Annotated in this window: 23 protein-coding genes; 18 read left to right on the plus strand and 5 right to left on the minus strand. The window is 41.3% G+C overall.

Annotation, left to right across the window (positions count from 1 at the left end; translation table 11 throughout):
* The first annotated feature begins 3 nt into the window (after positions 1–3).
* From NST24_RS04115 to NST24_RS04125, 3 genes are all read left to right on the plus strand, one after another.
* Entirely contained in the window at positions 4–606 is a 603-nt protein-coding gene (locus NST24_RS04115) for a class D sortase (protein WP_041506702.1), read from the plus strand.
* Positions 599–925, plus strand: coding sequence for a hypothetical protein (locus tag NST24_RS04120; RefSeq protein WP_216895769.1), 327 nt, complete (start codon positions 599–601; stop codon positions 923–925). The genes NST24_RS04115 and NST24_RS04120 overlap by 8 nt, the downstream gene beginning before the upstream one ends.
* 415 nt (positions 926–1,340) lie before the next feature.
* Positions 1,341–2,153: a leucine-rich repeat domain-containing protein gene (locus tag NST24_RS04125; protein ID WP_342462371.1), complete on the plus strand. Its 813-nt coding sequence runs from the start codon at positions 1,341–1,343 to the stop codon at positions 2,151–2,153.
* Between the two features lie 40 nt (positions 2,154–2,193).
* On the opposite strand, the gene NST24_RS04130 is transcribed toward NST24_RS04125, so the two are convergent.
* From NST24_RS04130 to NST24_RS04140, 3 genes are all read right to left on the minus strand, one after another.
* Positions 2,194–2,508 (minus strand): multidrug efflux SMR transporter, encoded by a 315-nt coding sequence (locus NST24_RS04130; RefSeq protein WP_007496650.1) that lies wholly within the window; start codon positions 2,506–2,508, stop codon positions 2,194–2,196.
* Complete coding sequence (locus NST24_RS04135) at positions 2,509–2,853, minus strand: SMR family transporter (protein ID WP_003217798.1); 345 nt, start codon at positions 2,851–2,853, stop codon at positions 2,509–2,511.
* A gap of 80 nt (positions 2,854–2,933) precedes the next feature.
* Complete coding sequence (locus tag NST24_RS04140; RefSeq protein WP_342462625.1) at positions 2,934–3,512, minus strand: TetR family transcriptional regulator; 579 nt, start codon at positions 3,510–3,512, stop codon at positions 2,934–2,936.
* Between the two features lie 173 nt (positions 3,513–3,685).
* On the opposite strand from NST24_RS04140, the gene NST24_RS04145 reads away from it, so the two are divergent.
* The 7 genes from NST24_RS04145 to NST24_RS04175 all read left to right on the plus strand — a co-directional run bounded on the left by NST24_RS04145 (position 3,686) and on the right by NST24_RS04175 (position 11,115).
* Complete coding sequence (locus tag NST24_RS04145) at positions 3,686–4,234, plus strand: VanZ family protein (protein ID WP_256689105.1); 549 nt, start codon at positions 3,686–3,688, stop codon at positions 4,232–4,234.
* Complete coding sequence (locus NST24_RS04150; protein ID WP_025206957.1) at positions 4,231–4,695, plus strand: DUF6884 domain-containing protein; 465 nt, start codon at positions 4,231–4,233, stop codon at positions 4,693–4,695. The genes NST24_RS04145 and NST24_RS04150 overlap by 4 nt, the downstream gene beginning before the upstream one ends.
* Positions 4,696–4,845: 150 nt before the next feature.
* Positions 4,846–5,475: a rhamnogalacturonan acetylesterase gene (locus NST24_RS04155; RefSeq protein WP_039167979.1), complete on the plus strand. Its 630-nt coding sequence runs from the start codon at positions 4,846–4,848 to the stop codon at positions 5,473–5,475.
* 153 nt (positions 5,476–5,628) lie between these two features.
* On the plus strand, positions 5,629–6,669 hold the full coding sequence (locus NST24_RS04160) for an NAD(P)/FAD-dependent oxidoreductase (RefSeq protein WP_024720272.1): 1,041 nt from the start codon (positions 5,629–5,631) through the stop codon (positions 6,667–6,669).
* A 75-nt stretch (positions 6,670–6,744) separates the two neighbouring features.
* Positions 6,745–8,349 carry an AraC family transcriptional regulator gene (locus NST24_RS04165; RefSeq protein ID WP_342462372.1) on the plus strand — a complete coding sequence of 535 codons (1,605 nt, stop codon included), beginning with the start codon at positions 6,745–6,747 and terminating at the stop codon, positions 8,347–8,349.
* A 111-nt stretch (positions 8,350–8,460) separates the two neighbouring features.
* Complete coding sequence (locus tag NST24_RS04170) at positions 8,461–9,387, plus strand: ABC transporter substrate-binding protein (protein ID WP_024720274.1); 927 nt, start codon at positions 8,461–8,463, stop codon at positions 9,385–9,387.
* 12 nt (positions 9,388–9,399) lie between these two features.
* A complete protein-coding gene (locus tag NST24_RS04175; RefSeq protein ID WP_342462373.1) occupies positions 9,400–11,115 on the plus strand; it encodes an ABC transporter ATP-binding protein in 1,716 nt (571 codons plus the stop codon).
* A gap of 251 nt (positions 11,116–11,366) precedes the next feature.
* On the opposite strand, the gene NST24_RS04180 is transcribed toward NST24_RS04175, so the two are convergent.
* Entirely contained in the window at positions 11,367–11,693 is a 327-nt protein-coding gene (locus NST24_RS04180; protein WP_017358827.1) for a YnfA family protein, read from the minus strand.
* 354 nt (positions 11,694–12,047) lie between these two features.
* On the opposite strand from NST24_RS04180, the gene NST24_RS04185 reads away from it, so the two are divergent.
* The 6 genes from NST24_RS04185 to NST24_RS04210 all read left to right on the plus strand — a co-directional run bounded on the left by NST24_RS04185 (position 12,048) and on the right by NST24_RS04210 (position 15,901).
* The gene (locus NST24_RS04185; protein WP_342462374.1) at positions 12,048–12,614 is read left to right on the plus strand and encodes a sigma-70 family RNA polymerase sigma factor; all 567 of its coding nucleotides are present in this window, start codon (positions 12,048–12,050) and stop codon (positions 12,612–12,614) included.
* Positions 12,611–13,369, plus strand: a complete 759-nt coding sequence (locus tag NST24_RS04190) for an anti-sigma factor (protein ID WP_342462375.1) — start codon at positions 12,611–12,613, stop codon at positions 13,367–13,369. Before NST24_RS04185 ends, NST24_RS04190 begins: the two co-directional genes overlap by 4 nt.
* Positions 13,370–13,468: 99 nt before the next feature.
* On the plus strand, positions 13,469–13,966 hold the full coding sequence (locus NST24_RS04195) for a hypothetical protein (RefSeq protein ID WP_342462376.1): 498 nt from the start codon (positions 13,469–13,471) through the stop codon (positions 13,964–13,966).
* An 89-nt stretch (positions 13,967–14,055) separates the two neighbouring features.
* Entirely contained in the window at positions 14,056–15,063 is a 1,008-nt protein-coding gene (locus NST24_RS04200; RefSeq protein WP_342462377.1) for a zinc-binding alcohol dehydrogenase family protein, read from the plus strand.
* A gap of 13 nt (positions 15,064–15,076) precedes the next feature.
* Positions 15,077–15,604, plus strand: a complete 528-nt coding sequence (locus NST24_RS04205; RefSeq protein ID WP_041506578.1) for a YfiT family bacillithiol transferase — start codon at positions 15,077–15,079, stop codon at positions 15,602–15,604.
* A 12-nt stretch (positions 15,605–15,616) separates the two neighbouring features.
* Positions 15,617–15,901 carry a hypothetical protein gene (locus NST24_RS04210; RefSeq protein ID WP_041506577.1) on the plus strand — a complete coding sequence of 95 codons (285 nt, stop codon included), beginning with the start codon at positions 15,617–15,619 and terminating at the stop codon, positions 15,899–15,901.
* Positions 15,902–15,918: 17 nt separating this feature from the next.
* On the opposite strand, the gene NST24_RS04215 is transcribed toward NST24_RS04210, so the two are convergent.
* Complete coding sequence (locus NST24_RS04215; protein WP_008341672.1) at positions 15,919–16,398, minus strand: MarR family transcriptional regulator; 480 nt, start codon at positions 16,396–16,398, stop codon at positions 15,919–15,921.
* 168 nt (positions 16,399–16,566) lie between these two features.
* Between NST24_RS04215 and mprF the strand changes: the two genes are divergently transcribed.
* Positions 16,567–19,137 carry a bifunctional lysylphosphatidylglycerol flippase/synthetase MprF gene (mprF, locus tag NST24_RS04220; protein ID WP_342462378.1) on the plus strand — a complete coding sequence of 857 codons (2,571 nt, stop codon included), beginning with the start codon at positions 16,567–16,569 and terminating at the stop codon, positions 19,135–19,137.
* Between the two features lie 93 nt (positions 19,138–19,230).
* Complete coding sequence (locus tag NST24_RS04225; protein WP_008341670.1) at positions 19,231–19,779, plus strand: thioredoxin family protein; 549 nt, start codon at positions 19,231–19,233, stop codon at positions 19,777–19,779.
* Positions 19,780–19,890: the final 111 nt, after the last annotated feature.

Genomic DNA, 19,890 nt, shown 5'->3' on the forward strand with positions numbered 1-19,890 from the left:
TTGATGAAAAAAAGAACCTTATTAGGCAGCTTTTTGGTGGTCGCGGGACTAATGCTCATCTCCGTTCCTTTTCTATATGAGTGGCGAACTTCTCAGGAGACAGCAGCCATGGAACAGGCATTGAAAATGATTGAAGAAAATGACAGTGATGCCCTTTCTTCTATTCCACATTTAACTGTGTCAGAAGAAGACCTGCGAGATACGATGGAGCTTGAGATCCCGTCAATTGATTTAAACGAAAAAGTGCTTCCTGTTACAACAAAAGAAAATTTAGGGATTGCACTGACTCAAATCAAATCTCATCAAATGCCAGGTGAAGGAAATTTCACGATTGCAGGCCATAGAGGGTATAGAGGCGACCGGCTTTTCCGGCAGCTGCCAGAGGTGCCTAAAGGAGAAAAAGTCGTCTTACATCATCAAGCTGAAACATACGAATATAAAATTGTCAGCTCAGCTACGATTGAACCGACGGATGTTGATGTACTAAAGGATCGCGGGAAAAATGAACTGACATTGATCACTTGTACTCTTGATGGCCAGAAACGATTTGTCTTAAAAGGAATACGAATCAATGCTTCAAAGGATAAGCAACCGTCGGATGTATAACACCAACATAATAGATGATGGGTATGCTGGAAAAGCAGCGTTCACGACCGACATGTTACACCAACTGTTAGTAGAGCATTACCCCACTTTAAAAAACGAACGTTGGGATGTGGATATAGATACAATTCGGACTTCGCCTATTCTTCATCCTTTATTAAGAAGAAAGATTCCGATAGGTATTGAAAAATTCACCTGTGTTTTGTTCACGCAGCAGACAGAGTCCTTTGGAGAGCCTTTGATTGTGTACTTTTTATTGGATGAAAAAGGCGAATCGATTTACACAATGGATCTCTTGCTTGAGCAGCATGATCCACATTAAACAAGAAATAAAAAAGGAAGGTCTTTGATTAACGGGTACGGTTTTAAGGTGGGAAAATTGTATTAGTCATATAATGAGGACTCTAATTCGTATATGAATTGGAGTTCTTTTATTTGTTTATATGAAAGAGTACGAGCTATCGTCAAGACCTGTGCAGAATATATGGAGTATAGTGAAAGCGAAGTCGTTGATATGTTGTTGCTCCATATTTTAGATGATAAAGATTTTATAAAATGGATTGAAAATAGACGTAATCATCGGCGGATTGTGGTTAAACGGACCAAAGAAGATCATCTAGTTTTTATCCCTTCCCCTATTTCTTCGGCAGAAATATCGGAAAGAATAATGTTTTGACTCCAAACTTCTGATAAAATTCATTTAGATATCCATCATTCGTAGGTGTGGAGGTAAAAGAATGCTCAAAGAAGACCCTGAATATATTTTTCGTCATGATGCCCAACCAGAAGTTGTTCATGATTTAGCCGATGTAGATGAAAATGCCACCGAGTTGTTAATCACAGGAAAAACAAAAAATATTGAAAGGTTGAACTCTTTTTCTAACCTCACGAAATTGTGGATTTACAAAGTGAGCCAAAAGGAATTCAATACGATCTTGAGCTTAGTTAATCCCAAAATGCTCTATATGCGTGAACTGAGAGTAGAAGATTTATCAATCATCAGTTCTCTTCAAGATGTTGAGGTATTGGCACTTGAATGGAATACAAAGGCACAAAGTTTATGGGATCTATCAAAAAACACTTTTTTAAAATCTTTATCCATAACAGATTTTTCAAAGTTGAATGACATAGCCCCTTTGCAAAAAAACACTGGTTTAGAATGGTTGCAATTGTCAGGCGGGATTTGGAATACATTAAATTTAAATACTCTTCAACCTTTAAGATATCTTAAGAATTTAAAATATCTGTGCTTATCAAATATAAAAGTGAAGGACGAGTCTTTAGAGCCAATATCGGCATTAGAGGGACTCAAGGAACTTGACATTTCAAACCAATTTCCGACAGAAGAATACGCTAGATTATCCGTAACTCTTCCAAATACGAAGTGTGATCGTTTTGCACCATACATCTTTTTATCAAGTCCTATTGTAGATAAAGATGTAATGGTAATTGGAAAGCGGAAACCGAAATTAAATTCAAAAGTCGATGGGGAAAAGTTGCAAAAATACGAAAAACAATATAAAGCGTACCAAGAAAAGTATAAAAATTAACTTAAAAAGCAATGGATAATCTATTCCATTGCTTTTTCTATTACGCAAACAACTTCAGCCCAACGACGCCAATCACAATCAGCAGCAAGCTGAGGATACGAATCATGTTTTTCGGCTCTTTAAATAGAATCATATTAAACAAGACAGAACCCGCTGTTCCAAGTCCAATCCAAACCGTATAGGCAACGGAGACTTGAACGGAAGAGAACGAGGCGTACAAAAACAAAAAGGATAAGGCAAATCCGCCGACAAATAAAATGCCTGTCGTGAGTTGCTTTTTCTTACTGAACATATTGAGACCAATGGTTCCGCCAATTTCGCAGGCAGAGGCCAACAGTACAAAAAACCAGCCCATTTATACCGCTTCTCCTTTCTGCTCATGTGCATCTCCATCAGACACTTTCAGTCCAATAATTCCGAGAATTAAAATGCCCATAAATAAAAGCTTTTCTAATGAAAACGAACCGCCGAACAGCGCATAATCCATCAAAGACGTACCAATCGTTCCAACTCCGGCAAACACGGCGTACACAGTCCCAGTCGGCAGCTTCTCGCAAGCTTTCATTAAAAAATAAAAATCAACCGGGATCAGGCAGATAATGATCGCCCACTCCCACACAGCATCAGCTCTATTTAAACCAAACACCCAAAGTAATTCAAATAAACATGTGAGTGCAACATACATCCAGCTTTTTTTCATTGTATTTCCTCCTAAAACTGAAAACTGACGATTCGTCATTTTGAAGCCAAAAAAGAGCGTACAGCAAGTGCTGTACTAAGTTAAGGTGTCTCTATGCCGAGTGCGTAAAGGAGAAATTGCTTCACCTCTCGCTTTTGAATCAGAACCTCTTCTGTATCTGTTTCTGTAAATAAGTACATTTGCTCAGCAGACGATTCAAGTAAACCGATAATGAATTTGGCTGCATATTGACAGTTCAGATTCGCACGGACTCTTTTGTCCTGCTTTGCCTTTTCTAAAAAAGCAGCGACCCATTTGTAAATCGGTTCATAAATATCTTCCCATTCCTTTAAATGCTCGGTGGCAGCTAAACCTGAGTAGGTCAGGGCAAGGACATCACGGTATTGTCTTGTAAAAGCGAAAATGAATTCAACAAGCGCATCTGCTTGATCGAGGACATCTGCATGCTGAGTTAATTCCTTTTCGATCGCAGGCACCATCTGTGCAATCAGATGTTCAGCGATGGCAGGCATGACAGACAGCTTTGAAGGAAAATATAAATAAAAAGTTCCTTGCGCTACTCCTGCTGTTTTCACAATATCCGATATGGTCGTCTTTTCAATTCCCTTCTCTTTAAAGGCATCAATCGCAGCAAGCATAATCTTATCTCGTTTCGACACATCATCACCGACCTTAAATGACTGAATGTCAGTCAGTTTAGCGGAAAAATGACGATTTGTCAATATGGGTTTCTCGTCATTGAATAGGAGAATAAGTGATGAATAGATGCGGGCAGGCCTGAATAAGCTGTAAATATGGTCAAGCATGATGTGAGAAAGGGGCAGCTCTCCGTATGACATTCAGTGCGATGTTTTCCATGACTTATTTTCTCTTGCTCGTCCCGCTCTATTTACATATGAGATACAGACAGGCGAAAAAACAAAAACGATTTATCTATTTACGAACTGAAATCGTTCTTGCCTGTCTGTTTATGTATACAAATGTTTTATTATATTTGACGGTCTTTCCTAATCGTTTTTCCGCACCAAGGGATCAGGTGAGTGTCAACCTCATGCCTTTGCAGTCCATTTATCAAAATCTCCATGCCTATCATCATGGCTATCCCAATCTTGTTTTTTTAAATTTGGCAGGGAACATTTTGTTATTTGTGCCACTTGGTTTTTTTCTTTATCAAGCATTCCGAACCTTGCGCTTGCAAAAGGCAATTCTTGCTGGCTTTTTCTTGTCAACAATAATTGAAGTGCTTCAATGGATATTCTCGCAATCTGGTATGATTACAAGAAGCAGCGATATTGATGATATTCTCTTAAATACACTTGGCACAGCGCTAGGTTGTATGTTGTATCGGATGTATCAACGAAGGAAGGAGAAAATCAAGTGAAGCGAGTTTGTATCATTCCATGTGGGGCGAAGAAAATATGGGACGTCCATCCAGAGGCAGGGAGCCAGCCGGCGAACCTCGTTTATTTAAGTCCGCTGCATCAGCGTACGAAAAGCTATGCCCGAACGTTCTTTTCAGACTACCTAATCATTTCAGCGAAGCATGGATTCTTAAAGGCAGATGATATTATTCATGAAAATTATGATGTGGCTTTTGGTACACCGCATACTGATCAGATAACAAGAGAAGCACTAAGTCAGCAATTTCATGAAAAACATCTCACTGCATATGATGAATTAGTGATACTAGGTGGAAAGAAATATCGAAAGGTGATCGATCCGTTATTACTTCCTCATCAGACAGCGATTTATCCGCTGGCTCCATATAAAGGAATTGGCTATATGCTTCAGGCGTTAAAGCAAGCCGTTGAGACAAAAGTAGAACTTCCGCCGCATATTTAACGTATTCACATCTACCGGTAAGCAGGGTTTTGATCATTAAAAAGAGAATGAATGAAGTAGCGATGCTGATTGTTTCATATCTTTTCAGCAGCCACTTGGATGTCCGCATCGCTTATTAGAGTGGCTCAATGAAAAAGGAGGCGTATGAACATGACAACCATCTATTTAGCTGGCGATTCAACCGTTTCATCTTACCCAGATCGTCCTGTTCAAGGAGGGTGGGGAGAGTTTTTACATCGCTACACAGCGCAGGGTGTGAGCGTCGACAACCGCGCAATCGGTGGAAGAAGCTCAAAAACATTCATTGAAGAAGGACGGCTTGATAAAATATTGGCTGACATTCAGCCTGGGGACTGGCTGTTTACACAAATGGGGCACAATGATGCTTCAACGGAGAAGCCCGAACGGCATACAGATCCTTTCACAACGTATAAAAGTTATTTGTCTCAATATATTCACGGAGCAAGAGCGAAAGGAGCTACACCGCTTTTATTAACGCCAGTCGGCCGCTTTCATGAAAAAGACGGAGAATATATCAATGATTTCCCTGATTACTGTGCCGCAATGAAAGAACTAGCTGATGAAGAAGAAGTCCTTCTTGTAGATTTAAATACGGCAAGCCTTCAGTTTTATCAAATTTCCGGCATAGAGAAAACGACTTCTTACTTTATGCTGTCAACAGGCATAGAGGATCGCACGCACTTTACAAAAGAAGGAGCAGATGCGATTGCAAGGCTTGTTTCGCTGGAATTAAAGGACCTTGGATTAACGATTGTGTGATGGATGACAGGACGAGAAAGCGCTCGTCCTGTTCTTTTTTTGCAGAAAGCTATTGATTCCCTTCACCAGAGTAGACTACAATAGGTACATATGATAATGAGAATCAATATCACTTATAAATAGATCAATCGATGAAAAAACGGAGGGACTCAAATGACAGATCAGCTTGAATTGTTTGACGTCACCATTATTGGCGGCGGTCCAGCAGGAATGTACACCGCCTTTTATAGTGGGATGCGGGATTTAAAGACGAAGGTACTGGAGTATAACGAAAGCCTTGGCGGAAAAATCCTCCTCTATCCTGAAAAGGTTATTTGGGATGTGGGCGGTTTGCCGCCAACAAGAGGTGAACAGCTGATTCAGCAGCTAGAAACGCAGGCGAAAACATTTGAACCAGAGATTGCGTTGAATCAAAAAATCACGCAATTCGAGCGGGATGAGAATGGTCATATCCTGCTGACGGCTGAAAATGGCGATCGTCATTTGACAAAGACCCTCATCTTAGCCATGGGTCACGGAATTCCAGTTCAGCGAAAACTTGAAATCGAGCATGCAGACCGTTATGAGGTAACAAACCTTTATTACACCGTGCAGGAACTAAAGACGTTTGCAGGGAAGCGGGTGGTCATCTCTGGAGGCGGAGATTCAGCTGTTGATTGGGCAAATGCCCTCGTTCCAATTGCTGAAAGTGTGACCGTTGTGCATCGTCGTGATATGTTTGGTGGACATGAAAAAAACGTCGCCAACATGAAAGCATCTAGTGCTCGCATTCTCACACCGCATGAACTCACAGAGCTTCATGGTCAAGGTGACAAAATTGAAGCCGTCACCATTCAGCACTTAGAAACAGGCGACATCGAACGAATCGAAACCGATGCTGTCATCGTCAACCATGGCATGAAAGGTGATTTAAGTGTTCTATCAGAATGGGGACTCAAGCAAGGTGAGTGGGGACTCATCGAGGTCAATGAAAAGATGGAAACCAATTTACCTGGCGTCTATGCAGTTGGCGACTTATGCACACATAAAAGTAAAGTGCGTTTAATTGCCGGTACGTTTGTTGATGGAGTCAATGCACTCAATAGCGCAAAGCTATACATCGAACCAGAAGCAGAAAAAGTAGCGTACGTGTCTTCACATAATGAACGCTTTAAAGAGAAAAACAAAGAATTACAAACGGCTGGAGCGCGATAATCACCATTCAGTCAGACATTGAAGTGCTAAAATGGTTTATTTTAGCACTTTTTTATATGGAAGGAGAAAGAGGAAATGACCGCCTATACTCATACAATTCTTCGCATGAAAGAAAGCAGTAAACGATCTCTTTCTGTGAAACAAACGGACTCATGGCAAACATCTTCACTGATGTTCTTGACTACGGACGGTGCGGTAAGACTTGACATGGAAGGAATTCGATATGAGCTAAACGCCAAAGACAGTGTGTTGATCCGCTCAGGAATAGATGTCATGGTTCAATCTTTATCCAGCGAGCAAGTGGTAATCTATACTGTCACATTTGACCAATTCACTCTAGCACAAGATGCACAAAATGAATTGGTCTATAAGGTGAATCACGATAATCTCCCTGATAACGGGGAAGTGGTGAAAGGCTCTGCCGTCCTTTTTTCTTACATCAAACAAATACAGACGAGCCAAATCATACAAGAACAGGCGAAATGGCTGGAAGAAATCATGTTCATTTTCCGTAAACAATCCAAGCCATACAACGAAAAAGTGCATTATTCGATTAACATGATCTTGCAGTATATGGCTGAGCATTATGATCAAAAACTAACAAGAAAAGACTTAGCTCATAAGATGGGGTTTCATGAGAGTTACTTTTCTACCTTTTTCAAACAAAGTATGGGGATGAGTGTGACAGAATACATTGCACAAATTCGAATAGACGAAGCCAAAAAACGTCTTTTACAAACAGACGATCAAATTCAAATCATAGCACGGCAAGTCGGGTATGCAGACAGTTTATATTTCAGCAGGAAGTTCCGTCAAAAAACAGGGAGAACGCCCAGTCAGTTTCGAATGAACCGAAGACCAGAGCGGATTGCTGCTTTTCAATTTGTCGGGTCATTGGTTGCAATAGGCATTGAGCCTGTTTGTATTGACGAAGAAACCTATCTCCATTCAGATATACTGAAAGAACAACTGGCCGGTTCGCTCGTCATAAATGAACATACGCCTGATGACGTCTTTAAATCACTTCAATTAGATGTCATCATCGTCCCTAACTATTATTATTCAAAACCTGCATTGATCAAGCGGTTGGAGCAAATCGCACCAGTTCTTGTTCTGCCATACGCCGGTCATCATGCTGTACCAAAGGTACTGTCTATAGGACGCCTTTTAGGAAGAGAAAATGAGGCAAACGATTGGGTGAAGCGATTTGAACAGCATAGTCAACAGGCAAGAAACACCCTGTCTTCCTTTAGAGAAAAAGGCGAGACCGTTGCAATCTATGAAATGAGAGGACATGACAAAGTGTATATGTGGTCCTATGAGGCAAGAGGGGCCTTCTATCTTTACGAAACGCTTGGCTTAAAACCTCCAAAAGCCATTTTAGAAGAAGTTCTTCTTCCTAATCAACATACAGTCATTCCTTTAGAGAGACTTGGAGAATACGAGGCGGATCATATGTTTTTTATTGTCTCTGACCAATATGGGTGGTATAAGCAAATGGACAAGCGAATGGAAGAAAGTGATGTTCTTCGTCAATTATCGGCTGTGAAAAATGGTACCTTTTATCCAGTAAAACTGGAGGAGTTTCGATTTGATGAAGGAGAGCGTGCACTTCTTTTGATGGACCGGTTTGTCTCTCAATTGACACAGCCAGCCTATCCAACAATTGTCCATATGTAAGTTGCGAGAATCCTCCATAGACCACGACAGATGAGGTTGATAGAATACATGAGACTAGTAATTGATAACTATTCTCATTTGAAGTGGCGAAAATGAAGGAGGAATATGGAGATGAAAAAGACGTATTGGATATGTGCTGTCATTCTTCTAATGATATTGACGGCTTGTGGCAATAAAGAACAAGCCAAAACAGCAGAATCAAAGCAAGAAACGAAAACGGTTGAAACAGTGAAAGGAAAGATAGAGATTCCAGCTGAACCTAAACGAATTCTCGTAGATGGATATTTAGGGAGTGTGATTGCACTTGACGTTCAGCCTGTGGGATCGACCACGCAGGATTTAAAGAACGTACACTTAAAGGACAAGATAAAAGGAATAGAGGACATCAGTGACGAGCGTTCAGCTGAAAAAGCACTTAGCTTAAAGCCTGATCTGATTATCACAGCAGTACAGGATGAAAAAGTCTATGATGTGTACAAAAAAATAGCGCCTACCATCGTGTATCCTTACGGTTCTTTCAAAGATGCACATGAAGAATTAACGACGCTGGCAAAAATTTTAAATAAAGAAGAGGAAGGAAAAGCATTCCTCACCGCCTTCGATCAACGAATCGAGGCTGCTAGGAAAAAAGTGAAGTCTGCTTTAAAAGAGAATGAAACGGTCTCGATCATGGGCGCTTTTAAAAATGATGTCTATGTATATGGTAACGGAATTTATCGAGGCGGGCAGGCATTATATCAGCAATTACAAGTAAACCCGCCAAAACAGGTCAGAGATACGATTTTAAAAAGTAAGACAGGGTATGAAGTCATTTCTTATGAAACCCTTCCTGAATATGCAGGAGATTACATTTTCATTGATGAAAGCAACGGCGGAACATTTGATAAAAACAATTCTATTTGGAAGAGTCTAGAATCTGTCAAAAAAGAGCAGACCTATCAAATGGATACAGAGTTCTTCTGGCCTTACGATCCGATTGCAGTAGCCAATCAAGCGGAAGAGTTTGCTGACATATTGACAGAAATGTCTGATCGGTAGGAGGTCTGTCAATTGTTAAAGCGTTTCTTCTCATACTACAAACCATATATGGGGCTGTTTATATTAGATTTTTCCTGTGCGGTACTGGCAGCCTTACTCGAATTATCCTTTCCCCTTGCCATCAGTAAAGTGATGGACGATTTGCTGCCAAATGGTGATTGGGATGCCATTTGGTTTTGGGGCATTCTGCTCCTCGTTTTATACGTGATCAGTTCTACGATGCATTATGTCGTGACCTATTTTGGGCACAAATTAGGCATTAATATAGAAACAGATATGAGGAATCAGCTATTTTCTCATGTGCAAAGAATGTCCTTTCGCTTCTTTGACAAAAAGAAAACGGGAAAACTCGTGTCTCGTATGACAAATGATTTAATGGATATTGGTGAAATTGCGCATCATGGCCCGGAGGATTTATTTATCGCGATCATGACACTCACGGGTGCCTTTGGCTTGATGCTGTCGATTAATTGGCAGCTGGCAGTTCTCACATTTATTGTCGTTCCATTCTTGATCGGATTATCCGTCTACTTTACGAAAAAAATGTCTGCTGCTTTTGATAAAATGTTCTCGAGTATTGGTCAATTCCATTCACGTGTGGAAAACAATATTAGTGGCATACGGGTTGTGAAAGCATTCGGAAATGAATCACATGAAATGGACCGATTTATTGAACATAACGAGCAATTTAGAAAGACAAAGCTAACCACATATCAAATGATGGCTGTGCATACCGCTGTCAGTCATTTTCTTATTAAGAGTGTGACAGTGTTTGGCCTTGTATGCGGCGCATGGTTTGTGCTGCAAAAAAATATGACGTATGGGGAATTTGTGTCATTTGTACTATTAATAGGCATCTTCTTAGGACCCATTCAACAAATCAATGCAGTCATTGAAATGTATCCAAAAGGTGCAGCGGGCTTTAAACGATTTGCATCACTCATCGATCAATCGCCAGATGAAAAGGATGCGGATGATGCCATTGAAGTTGATCAGTTAAATGGGGATATCGTTTTTGAGCATGTGTCTTTTCAATATGAATCAGACAAACCGGTTCTTCATGACATCAATCTTGAGGTGAAACAAGGAGAGACCATTGCGGTCGTAGGTTCCTCTGGTGCTGGGAAATCGACGCTTTGCAGTTTGCTGCCACGTTTTTACGAATGGCAGGAGGGTACCATTACAATTGATGGCATAGAGACAAGAAAGATGACACTGCCTTCGCTGCGGAGACAAATTGGTGTCGTCCAGCAAGATATTTATTTATTCCATGGGACCATCCGAGAAAACATTTTATACGGAAAACTCGATGCATCTGATGAAGAAGTGTGGCAGGCAGTGGAGAAAGCCCAACTGAAGGATCTTGTAAATAGCTTGGCAAATGGGCTTGATACGATCATCGGTGAACGCGGAATGATGTTATCTGGCGGACAAAAACAGCGTATCTCCATTGCACGTATTTTCCTTAAAAATCCGCCAATTTTTATTTTAGATGAAGCCACATCTTCTCTGGATACGGAGACAGAATCCTTTATTCAGGGCTCACTTGAAGAACTATCTGAAGGACGAACCACGTTTATTATTGCGCATCGCCTAGCGACCATCCAGCATGCTGATCGGATTGTGGTTTTAACAAAAGAGGGCATCAAGGAGCAAGGCAGGCATGAAGACCTGCTGGAAATGGACGGGATGTACCGGCGTTTGTATGAAACACAATTTAGAATGTAAAAGAGGAAAAGCCGGCATATTGCCGGCTCGGCGTGTAGACAAACCCTCGCATTCGGTGTCAGTCCTGCGCTTCGGTGCTCACGAATGTCAAATTCGCTCCGCGCCGATGCTCGTCCTTCCTAGGGCTGCAAAGGTTTTCTATCACGCTGAAAAGAAGACAAAGGGCTAAAATAAAGTTCATTTTAGCCCTTTGTCAACAATCTGAAGCCGGCATATTGCCGGCTTTTTAGCGTGTGATCATCATCCGACCATTAACTGCGGGGGGCAAATAACATCACACTGACACCAGCTAAACAGATCAAAGCACCCATCCAGTCATAGAAATCAGGGGTTTTGCGATCGACCCACCAGCCCCAAAACACAGCGAGAACGACAAAAACACCGCCATAGGCCGCATAAACCCGCCCAAAGGTCGGGAACTGCTGGAATGTAGGGATGACGCCGTAAGCGACCAAGATGAGGCTACCTGCGATTCCGTAGCTGACGGGTTTTGCTTCACGCAGCCACAGCCAGACAAGATAACCGCCACCTATTTCAGCCAGACCAGCTAATAAAAAAAGAACAATCGTTACAATCATTTTCGGACACTCCAGTTCTCCTGTTTCGTTCTATTATGACATGATGAAAGGGTGCGTTCTACCTGATGTAAATTGAGAGACTAATGAGAGTTTGCTAAAATCAACTGAACAGTGAATGAAACACATGGATGCTTGACTTTCCTTGAGGCGAGTGATCCAAATGGTCAATCCATCCGTTGAGTAAGTACATTCTCATGAGGAACACATTTCCTTTTTCAGCGCTCTTTTTTTCTCCTTGAAAAAAGAGTAAAGTACAAAGGAGGCTTATCTCAGCAATTTGAGTGATGAGCCATACGTGAAGATTTCATGATGAATGCATAATGCTCTTTCTCATGAAAAAGGAAGGAGATGACCATGGACACACTGAAGGATTTTGAGCTGTATCACAAGATCAAACATGATCGACATAAGCCCTCGCTTGAATTATTGTACGATCGCTATGAACGTGTGTTATATTCGTTTATTTATAAAATGACTGGAAACCGTGAGCTGGCGGAGGAAGTGCTTCAAGAAGTCTTTATCAAGCTTTGGCGCGGCATAGGAGAATACAATACAGATAAAGGGAAATTTTCCTCATGGTTATTTATGATGTCACGAAACACGGCAATCGATCTATTAAGGAAACACCGAAATGAAACAGCTCTTGAAGATGAGCATATTGAATACTTGGCAGATCATCAAGAAGATGTGTCAAAAGAAGTAGAATGGAACGAAGAAAAACAAATCATACGTGAAGCAGTATTAACATTGTCGAAAGAACAGCAAACCATCATCGAAGATGTCTATTTTAAAGGAATGACACAAAAGAGCATTGCGGAAAAACTAGGCATCCCTATTGGAACGGTGAAGGGAAGAGTTCGATTGTCATTGAAGCATTTACGAACGAAACTGTCTCGCGGAGGAAAGGAGGAAGAGGCATGACTCAGTGTAAACATCAAGTCATTGATTACTTTAACGGGCATTTACAAGGAGAAGAAAAGACGCAATTTGAAGAACACATCAAACATTGCTCGGATTGCAAAGAAGAGCTTGAAGAACTGACATCGCTCATGTCTGATATTCCGTTTCTAGCAGAGGACGAAACGCCTCCGGCAGGGATGAAAGACCGCATTTTATCAAGAGTATTTGAAGAAGAGATACGAGAGACAACAATCGCTGCAAAATCGAACCCGCCTCAAGATCTCAAAATAGTTCGTGATGCAAATGAGATGAAACTGCCAATGAAGAAGAAAAATCAATGGCTTTTGCCTCTCATTGCCGCACTACTTCTCATTTCTGCAGCTGGGAACGTGTATTTCTTAACAAATGGAACAGATCAAGCAGAACAACCTGTCAAAGTTGTTGCGACAAAATCACTGGCATCTGCAGAATCGGCAAAAACAACGGGTGCTTTTTCAGTGATTGAGCATCACGGCAAAAAAGAGCTTGTAGTGAGTGCGGGCGGATTAAAAGACCAGCTTGATTCATCAGCTGTTTATCAAGTATGGCTCATTAAAGGAGATCAGCCCGTTCCGGCCGGTGCCTTTAAAACAGATAGCAAAGGGGAGGGCACCGTCACCTATGCATTATCTGAAAAAGAAGCAAACGAATCATGGGATACTGTGGCTGTCACCCTTGAACCAAAAAAGGATAACAAGCTTCCGCAAGGCCCTGTCGTACTGAGTGCTGCATTTTAAGCTTGATTCATGAAGGATGCCTTTTTCAGGGCATCCTTTTTTGATAGGCAGAAGGAACCTTATGACAAATGAGACGTACTACATATAGAGGTGAGACACATGCAGCGATACATAGAAAAACAACTATTTCTCTTATCAGGTAGACACGCATTTACCGCATTTTATTTTTTGGTGATCCCATTCATTATAAAAGACCTTTTTGAATCAACTCCTTTACTTATGGTCATGATCGCTCTTTTTATCATTCATCATCTAGTGACAAGTATCGTATGGTTTTATAAATCAAGAAACATTCGAAAGCGTCAATCAGGTGACCTAACCAAACGGGGACATCTCGTTGTTCAGATCGTGCAGAGGCTCGAACAGCTCATGATGCTCGGTTTTGTGATGTTATTGATTAGTGGATGGATGCAGGGAGACATTGTGACGCTATCATTCACAATTTTTCTGTTCATCGTCGTTTTCTTGCAGCACATTCAGTTTTATTATGTTCAGTACTTTTTTAAATCGAGCGGCTGGTTCACCTATGTCCTCTCTTTACAAAAGGCTCGTCCTTCTTACATCGTGAGGGAACGAAGGGCTTTGAAGAACTCCTAAATGTGCAATCGCTTGCTGACTGATCCATCAGCATCAGAAATGTATGATAAAATGTGGAAAAGAAGCATGGAGAAAGGGAGTGCGAGCGAGTGAAAGCAGTTGGATTATTTGAGTATTTGCCAATTGAGCATGAACAAAGCTTGATCGATCAGGAGGTGGCAAAGCCCAAAGCAGCTGGCAGGGATATTTTGGTGAAGGTAGAGGCTGTGTCGGTGAATCCAGTGGATACAAAGGTGAGGTCACCGAAGAATCAGAAGGAAGAAGAACTGAAAATTCTTGGCTACGATGCAAGCGGTACGGTGGTGGAAGTAGGCGAAGCGTGTACGTTGTTTCAGCCGGGTGACCACGTCTATTACGCAGGAGATATCACGCGACAAGGCTCAAATAGTGAATACCAGCTTGTGGATGAGAGAATTGTGGCGAAAAAGCCTGCAAATCTCTCTTTTGCCGAAGCAGCTGCCATGCCTCTTACAACAATTACGGCATATGAAGCGCTATTTGACCGAATGCATATGAAGCGGAATGCAGAAGGCTCGACCTTGCTGATCATCGGTGGTGCAGGCGGAGTGGGCTCCATCGCCATTCAACTCGCCAAATTAGCAAAGGCGACTGTAATCGCCACTGCATCAAGACCTGAAACAAATGAATGGTGTCTCTCATTAGGGGCTGATCATATCATTGACCATCACCAGCCGCTCTTAGCGCAGCTTCGGGAAAAAGGGATTGGCGAAGTGGATTACATTTTATGCTTAAATGATACAGATGGCCATTTCAAAGGGATGGCAGAAGCGATTAAACCTCAAGGGACGATCTGTACCATTGTTGAAAATCAGCACCATTTAGACATTCAATTACTCAAAAATAAAAGTGCTGCATTTGTATGGGAATTCATGTTCACACGGCCGATGTACAAAACCTCGGATATGATGAAGCAGCACGAGCTTTTAAAAGAAGCGAGTACATTATTTGAAGAGAAGAAGTTAAAACACACATTAACAAAGGTGCTCAGCCCCATCAATGCCGCCAATTTGAAGCAGGCACATCAAACACTTGAGCAAGGGAAGATGATAGGTAAATTTGTTCTAGAAGGATTTTAAGGAGGGGCAGCAGATGACATCATTACAATATCCGATTGGCTTATATGAACCGGTGGACCAACAAACGAAAAAGCAGCTGGAGGCATGGATTGATGAGCTGGCACTCATTCCTCAAAAGTATGAAGAGGCAGTTGTCCCATTGACAAATGATCAGCTGGATACCCCATATCGGCCAGGAGGATGGACCGTTCGTCAGCTCATTCACCACGTAGCGGACAGCCATCTGAACGCCTACTTGCGATTTAAACTTGCGCTGACAGAAGAAACACCGCACATACGTCCATATGATCAAGAAGCATTTGCTTCACTTCCTGACAGCAAGGCGCCTATCAGTCTATCACTGCCGTTAATCAGCAGTCTGCATCGCAGGTGGGTCACATTACTTCGCGAGATGACAGAGGAAGATTTCAACGCTGCATATTACCATCCAGCTGATCAACAAACGGTGTCCTTATATGATGCAACAGGAATGTACGTCTGGCATTCACAGCATCATCTCGCCCATATCACGGAATTAATCAAAAGAAATCAGTGGAAGTAAAGGAGTCAACACATGTCTAGTAGAAGAATTGTCGGCGCTATGTTTATCTGCACGGCGGCATTGTTTTATATAGCAAAATTCGTTTTGTTTGAGATTCGTTATGGTGGAAATGTAGGCGGAGAAAGAACGATCGAGGAACTGGAAGATATACTCCCAGGCGGTACGTGGATCAGCATCATTTTTCTCATTATCGGTTTAGGTTATCTCCTGTGGGATGACCGAGAAGTCATTCGTCAATATCTTTTCACCCCAGATAAACAAGGAAAAGAAGAATTAAAAAAGACGGACCTCAAGTGACCGTCTTTTTTTCTTTTTTATCCACGTTCGGGACGAAGTGCTTTTTCTAAAATAGCTAGACCTTCATTGACTTTTTCTTTTTCTTCGTCATTGAGCCGTTGCAGGGAATTTTTAATTTTTTCATGCCCTTTTTGATAAATACTTCTGAAAATATTTTTCGCTTCCTCTGTCAATTCTACGACAATGATTCGACGGTCACGCTCAGAATGCTTTCGTTCCACAAAGTTCGATTGTTCTAACCGATCAAGCAGCCCTGTCATATTGGACAAAGAAGCCCCCATTTTTTCAGCAATTTCGGACACCTTAAGAGAGCCATGGTTATTGAGCAGCATAAGCACCTTCATTTGAGGCATACTCATATCCAGCTTCATCCATTCAGAAACATCTCCAAGTCCTGCAGCAGTGAGCACTTTCATATACAGCACCCATGTCTTTTTTTCCTCAGGAGATAGGATTTCCTCTTTTAGTACGGTGGTGTCATGAATATTATATTCCACGCTTGTTCACTTCCTTTAAGCGACTCTTTTCTTTATATTACTGATTTTTACTTCTAATTGAAAGTATCATGAAGCTTTTGAATGTTAAACTGCATGAATTAAGTGGTATTTGTTGTATAATAATGGTCAGTTGAAATTAATGAAGCAACTTAGAAAGTTGGGAAAAACATGTGGAACAAAAAAACGGGTATGACGATCTTAAAAATGCTCTTTCCGATCGTGATCATCCTTGTCTTAATTTTTGTCGCCAAGCAGGAGCTGAGCGGCCTTTCCATTAAAAAGACGTTTTATATTATTGACAGCTTGAATCGAATGGACTTGTTTATTCTTGTCTTTCTTGGACTTGTCGCTGTTTTATCCATGTCCTTATATGATTTTATTTTAAGAAAAAGCCTTAATATGCCTATCAGCGGCTGGAAAACGATCCGAATTTCTTGGATCGCCAACTCCTTTAATAGTGTGCTTGGTTTCGGTGGTTTATCAGGAGCAGGGCTTAGAACGCTTCTATACAAGGAATACATAACAGATACGAAAAAACTGCTGAAAGGCATTGCCCTTTTAACATCCTCTGTTCTGCTGGGCTTATCTATTTTCAGTGATTTGATTTTAGTTAGGGTCCTGCCTGTTGAAAGTATTATTAGTCAGGAGCCGTGGTTATGGGCATTTGTCATTATTTTTGCTTGTATTGTGCCCATTTACATCATCATGGCGTCCATTCGAAAAAGCTCGATTGAGAGCGGTGAAAACGGACTAAAGCACCCGATCTATGCTTATATTGGTGCATCGTTTTTAGAGTGGCTGGCAGCTGGTCTTGTCATGTACATGGCTGTTGTCTCTATGGGGATGAACGTTGATGTCCGTATTGTATTAGGCGTCTTTGCGATTGCGTCAATCGGCGGTTTAATCAGTATGGTTCCGGGCGGATTTGGTTCGTTTGATCTGATCTTTTTACTCAGTATGCAATACATTGGGTTTGATAAAGAGATGGTACTGACAGCGCTTGTATTGTACCGCTTCGTTTACTCCATTTTCCCGTTTATTCTTGGACTTTGTCTAGCGGCATACGATTTAACTGGAACAACACTCAGGCGTCTTGAAGGCAATCCGAGAATGGCGCCTGCTATTGAAACAACAAACGTCTTAATTGTTTTGCACCGAGCTCTACTCATCCGTTTATTGTACGGATCTTTGTCCATTTTAACGTTTGGAAGCGGTTTGCTCATTATGGCTTCCGTTGTGCTTCCTGTTGATCGTTTAGGTGTGATCACAACCATTCCACGCTTTTTGTTATCAGGATTTAATGGTCTTTCTTTAATGTTCGGGATCATTTTAATGATTTTGTCCATTGAAGTGTATAAAAGAACGAAACGGTCTTACCTATTGACAATGATTGCCCTAGCAGGCGGCTTTGTGTTTACTTTACTAAAAGGGTTTAACCTGAGTTTGATCTTTATATTGCCGGTCATCATGGTGGTATTTTTCTCGCTTCGAAATCAATTTGTGAAGCAGCAGGCGCCTTATTCTTTGAATCAGTTTGTGGCCGCCGCCGCCGGATATTTACTCGTGTTGTTTAACTATAATGTCATTGGAAACTTCATTTGGATGAAAATTGGTCATTTTCTAAGCAAGGACTATTTGGTTCATAATGAACGGCATATCACGATGACCAGTATGATTGCTTTAATTGGCGTCCCTCTTTTCTTTTTCATTAGCAAATTGATTTTTAATAAAAAAGCAGTTCCAATCGGTGAAGAAGCCGATGAAGAAAAATTAAAAACTTTTCTCGAAGAAAAGGGAGGAAATGCTCTTAGTCATCTAGGTTTTTTGGGAGACAAAAAATTGTTTTTCTCAAGTGATGGAGAGGCGATGCTTCAGTTTGGCCGGATTGGCCGTTGCGTAATTGTGCTTGGAGATCCTTCTGGGCGTAGAGCCTCTTATCCGCTTGTACTGGAAGAATTTTTGGAGCAGACAGAAAAAGCAGGCTATCGTGTCGCTTTTTATCAAGTAGAACGTGAAGGAATGGCGCTTTATCATGACCTAGGTTTTCACTTCTTTAAGCTTGGGGAAGAAGCGATGGTCAATTTAGAAACGTTCTCTTTGTCAGGAAAGAAAAAATCAAACTTACGGGCTGTCGCAAATAAATTTGAACGAGAAGGCTATACGTTTGAAATGCTGGAGCCGCCCTTTTCAGAGGAATTGATCTCAACCTTAAAACAAATCTCTGACAGCTGGCTGGGCAAGAAAAAAGAAAAAGGATTTTCATTAGGCTATTTCCATGAAGACTACATTCAAAAAGCACCGATTGCGATTTTAAAGGATGAACAAGGGCAGATCATATCTTTTGTGTCCTTAATGCCGATGTATCAAAAAGGAGAGATATCCATCGACCTCATGCGTCATATGCATGATGCACCGAACGGGATGATGGATGCACTCTTTATCCACCTGTTTCAATGGGCGAAAGAAAAAGGCTACACATCCTTTAACATGGGAATGGCGCCATTATCGAATGTAGGCACGTTCCACCAGTCCTTTCTGACAGAACGTTTGGCGAGTGTCATCTTCAATAACGTCAGATATATGTATAGTTTCAGCGGCTTACGGTCATTTAAACAGAAATATAAACCAGAATGGCGCGGAAAATATTTAGCGTATAAAAAGAATACATCACTTCCTGTCACAATGGTGCTCGTCACTAAGCTGATAGGAATGGACCCAAATCGAAAACGGCGTCCATAAGTCCAAAGAACCTTTACCTTTCACTAGGTGAAGGTTTTTTTAGACAAAAGAATAGCAAAAGTGGTAAAGTTGAAGGGTAAGGGGGATGTTCACATGACACTAAATGAATGGTTTACAAAGGGATTAGCTGAACGTACATATGTACACAACATGGAGAAAAACCGTGAAAACTTACTCACGGTGTACAACCAGTACGCAATTCATCAAAAGGAAAAAGAGCTGCTTCAAAAACTTCAAAAGAAAAAGCTCAGAGCGCTTGTGATCACGGCAGATTGGTGCGGTGATGCGATGGTCAATGTACCTATTTTCATGCGTATTGCAAATGAAGCACTGATTGATGCGCGCTATTTCATTCGGGACGAGCACCTAGACCTGATGGATCAGTATTTAACGAACGGGACCGCAAGATCGATTCCGATTATCGTCATCATTGATCAGGACGGGAAAGAAGTGGGGAAATGGGGACCTCGCTCAGCAGAAGCTCAGCGCTTTGTCGACGAGAAAAAGCCGGATAAAGATGCACCCGATTTTGAGGAAGCATTTAAAGTGTTTGCGAAAGAAGCCGCACATCACTATACGACAGATCGTTACTTATGGAAAGATATTGAGAAAGAAATAGTAGAAGTTTTGGCAAAAATATAAACCAAAAGACTACTTCGCCGCAATGGGAAGTAGTCTTTTTTTATCTTGTTTTTGCGTTTTACCTACAAAACACCGCATAAAGATGTAGAAAAACCGCAGAATTCTATCAAA

The organism is Bacillus sp. FSL R5-0286, assembly GCF_038593245.1.
GTDB lineage: Bacteria > Bacillota > Bacilli > Bacillales > Bacillaceae > Bacillus > Bacillus altitudinis.

Excerpts from the sequence above, each read along its gene's own strand:
- NST24_RS04130 (WP_007496650.1), bottom strand. The coding sequence starts at position 2,508 with ATGGGCTGGTTTTTTGTACTGTTGGCCTCTGCCTGCGAAATTGGCGGA.
- NST24_RS04155 (WP_039167979.1), top strand. The coding sequence starts at position 4,846 with ATGACAACCATCTATTTAGCTGGCGATTCAACCGTTTCATCTTACCCA.
- NST24_RS04120 (WP_216895769.1), top strand. The coding sequence starts at position 599 with ATGTATAACACCAACATAATAGATGATGGGTATGCTGGAAAAGCAGCG.
- NST24_RS04190 (WP_342462375.1), top strand. The coding sequence starts at position 12,611 with ATGACTCAGTGTAAACATCAAGTCATTGATTACTTTAACGGGCATTTA.
- NST24_RS04205 (WP_041506578.1), top strand. The coding sequence starts at position 15,077 with ATGACATCATTACAATATCCGATTGGCTTATATGAACCGGTGGACCAA.
- NST24_RS04170 (WP_024720274.1), top strand. The coding sequence starts at position 8,461 with ATGAAAAAGACGTATTGGATATGTGCTGTCATTCTTCTAATGATATTG.
- NST24_RS04145 (WP_256689105.1), top strand. The coding sequence starts at position 3,686 with ATGACATTCAGTGCGATGTTTTCCATGACTTATTTTCTCTTGCTCGTC.
- NST24_RS04135 (WP_003217798.1), bottom strand. The coding sequence starts at position 2,853 with ATGAAAAAAAGCTGGATGTATGTTGCACTCACATGTTTATTTGAATTA.
- NST24_RS04210 (WP_041506577.1), top strand. The coding sequence starts at position 15,617 with ATGTCTAGTAGAAGAATTGTCGGCGCTATGTTTATCTGCACGGCGGCA.
- NST24_RS04115 (WP_041506702.1), top strand. The coding sequence starts at position 4 with ATGAAAAAAAGAACCTTATTAGGCAGCTTTTTGGTGGTCGCGGGACTA.
- NST24_RS04165 (WP_342462372.1), top strand. The coding sequence starts at position 6,745 with ATGACCGCCTATACTCATACAATTCTTCGCATGAAAGAAAGCAGTAAA.
- NST24_RS04180 (WP_017358827.1), bottom strand. The coding sequence starts at position 11,693 with ATGATTGTAACGATTGTTCTTTTTTTATTAGCTGGTCTGGCTGAAATA.
- NST24_RS04125 (WP_342462371.1), top strand. The coding sequence starts at position 1,341 with ATGCTCAAAGAAGACCCTGAATATATTTTTCGTCATGATGCCCAACCA.
- NST24_RS04185 (WP_342462374.1), top strand. The coding sequence starts at position 12,048 with ATGGACACACTGAAGGATTTTGAGCTGTATCACAAGATCAAACATGAT.
- NST24_RS04160 (WP_024720272.1), top strand. The coding sequence starts at position 5,629 with ATGACAGATCAGCTTGAATTGTTTGACGTCACCATTATTGGCGGCGGT.
- NST24_RS04225 (WP_008341670.1), top strand. The coding sequence starts at position 19,231 with ATGACACTAAATGAATGGTTTACAAAGGGATTAGCTGAACGTACATAT.
- mprF (WP_342462378.1), top strand. The coding sequence starts at position 16,567 with ATGTGGAACAAAAAAACGGGTATGACGATCTTAAAAATGCTCTTTCCG.
- NST24_RS04195 (WP_342462376.1), top strand. The coding sequence starts at position 13,469 with ATGCAGCGATACATAGAAAAACAACTATTTCTCTTATCAGGTAGACAC.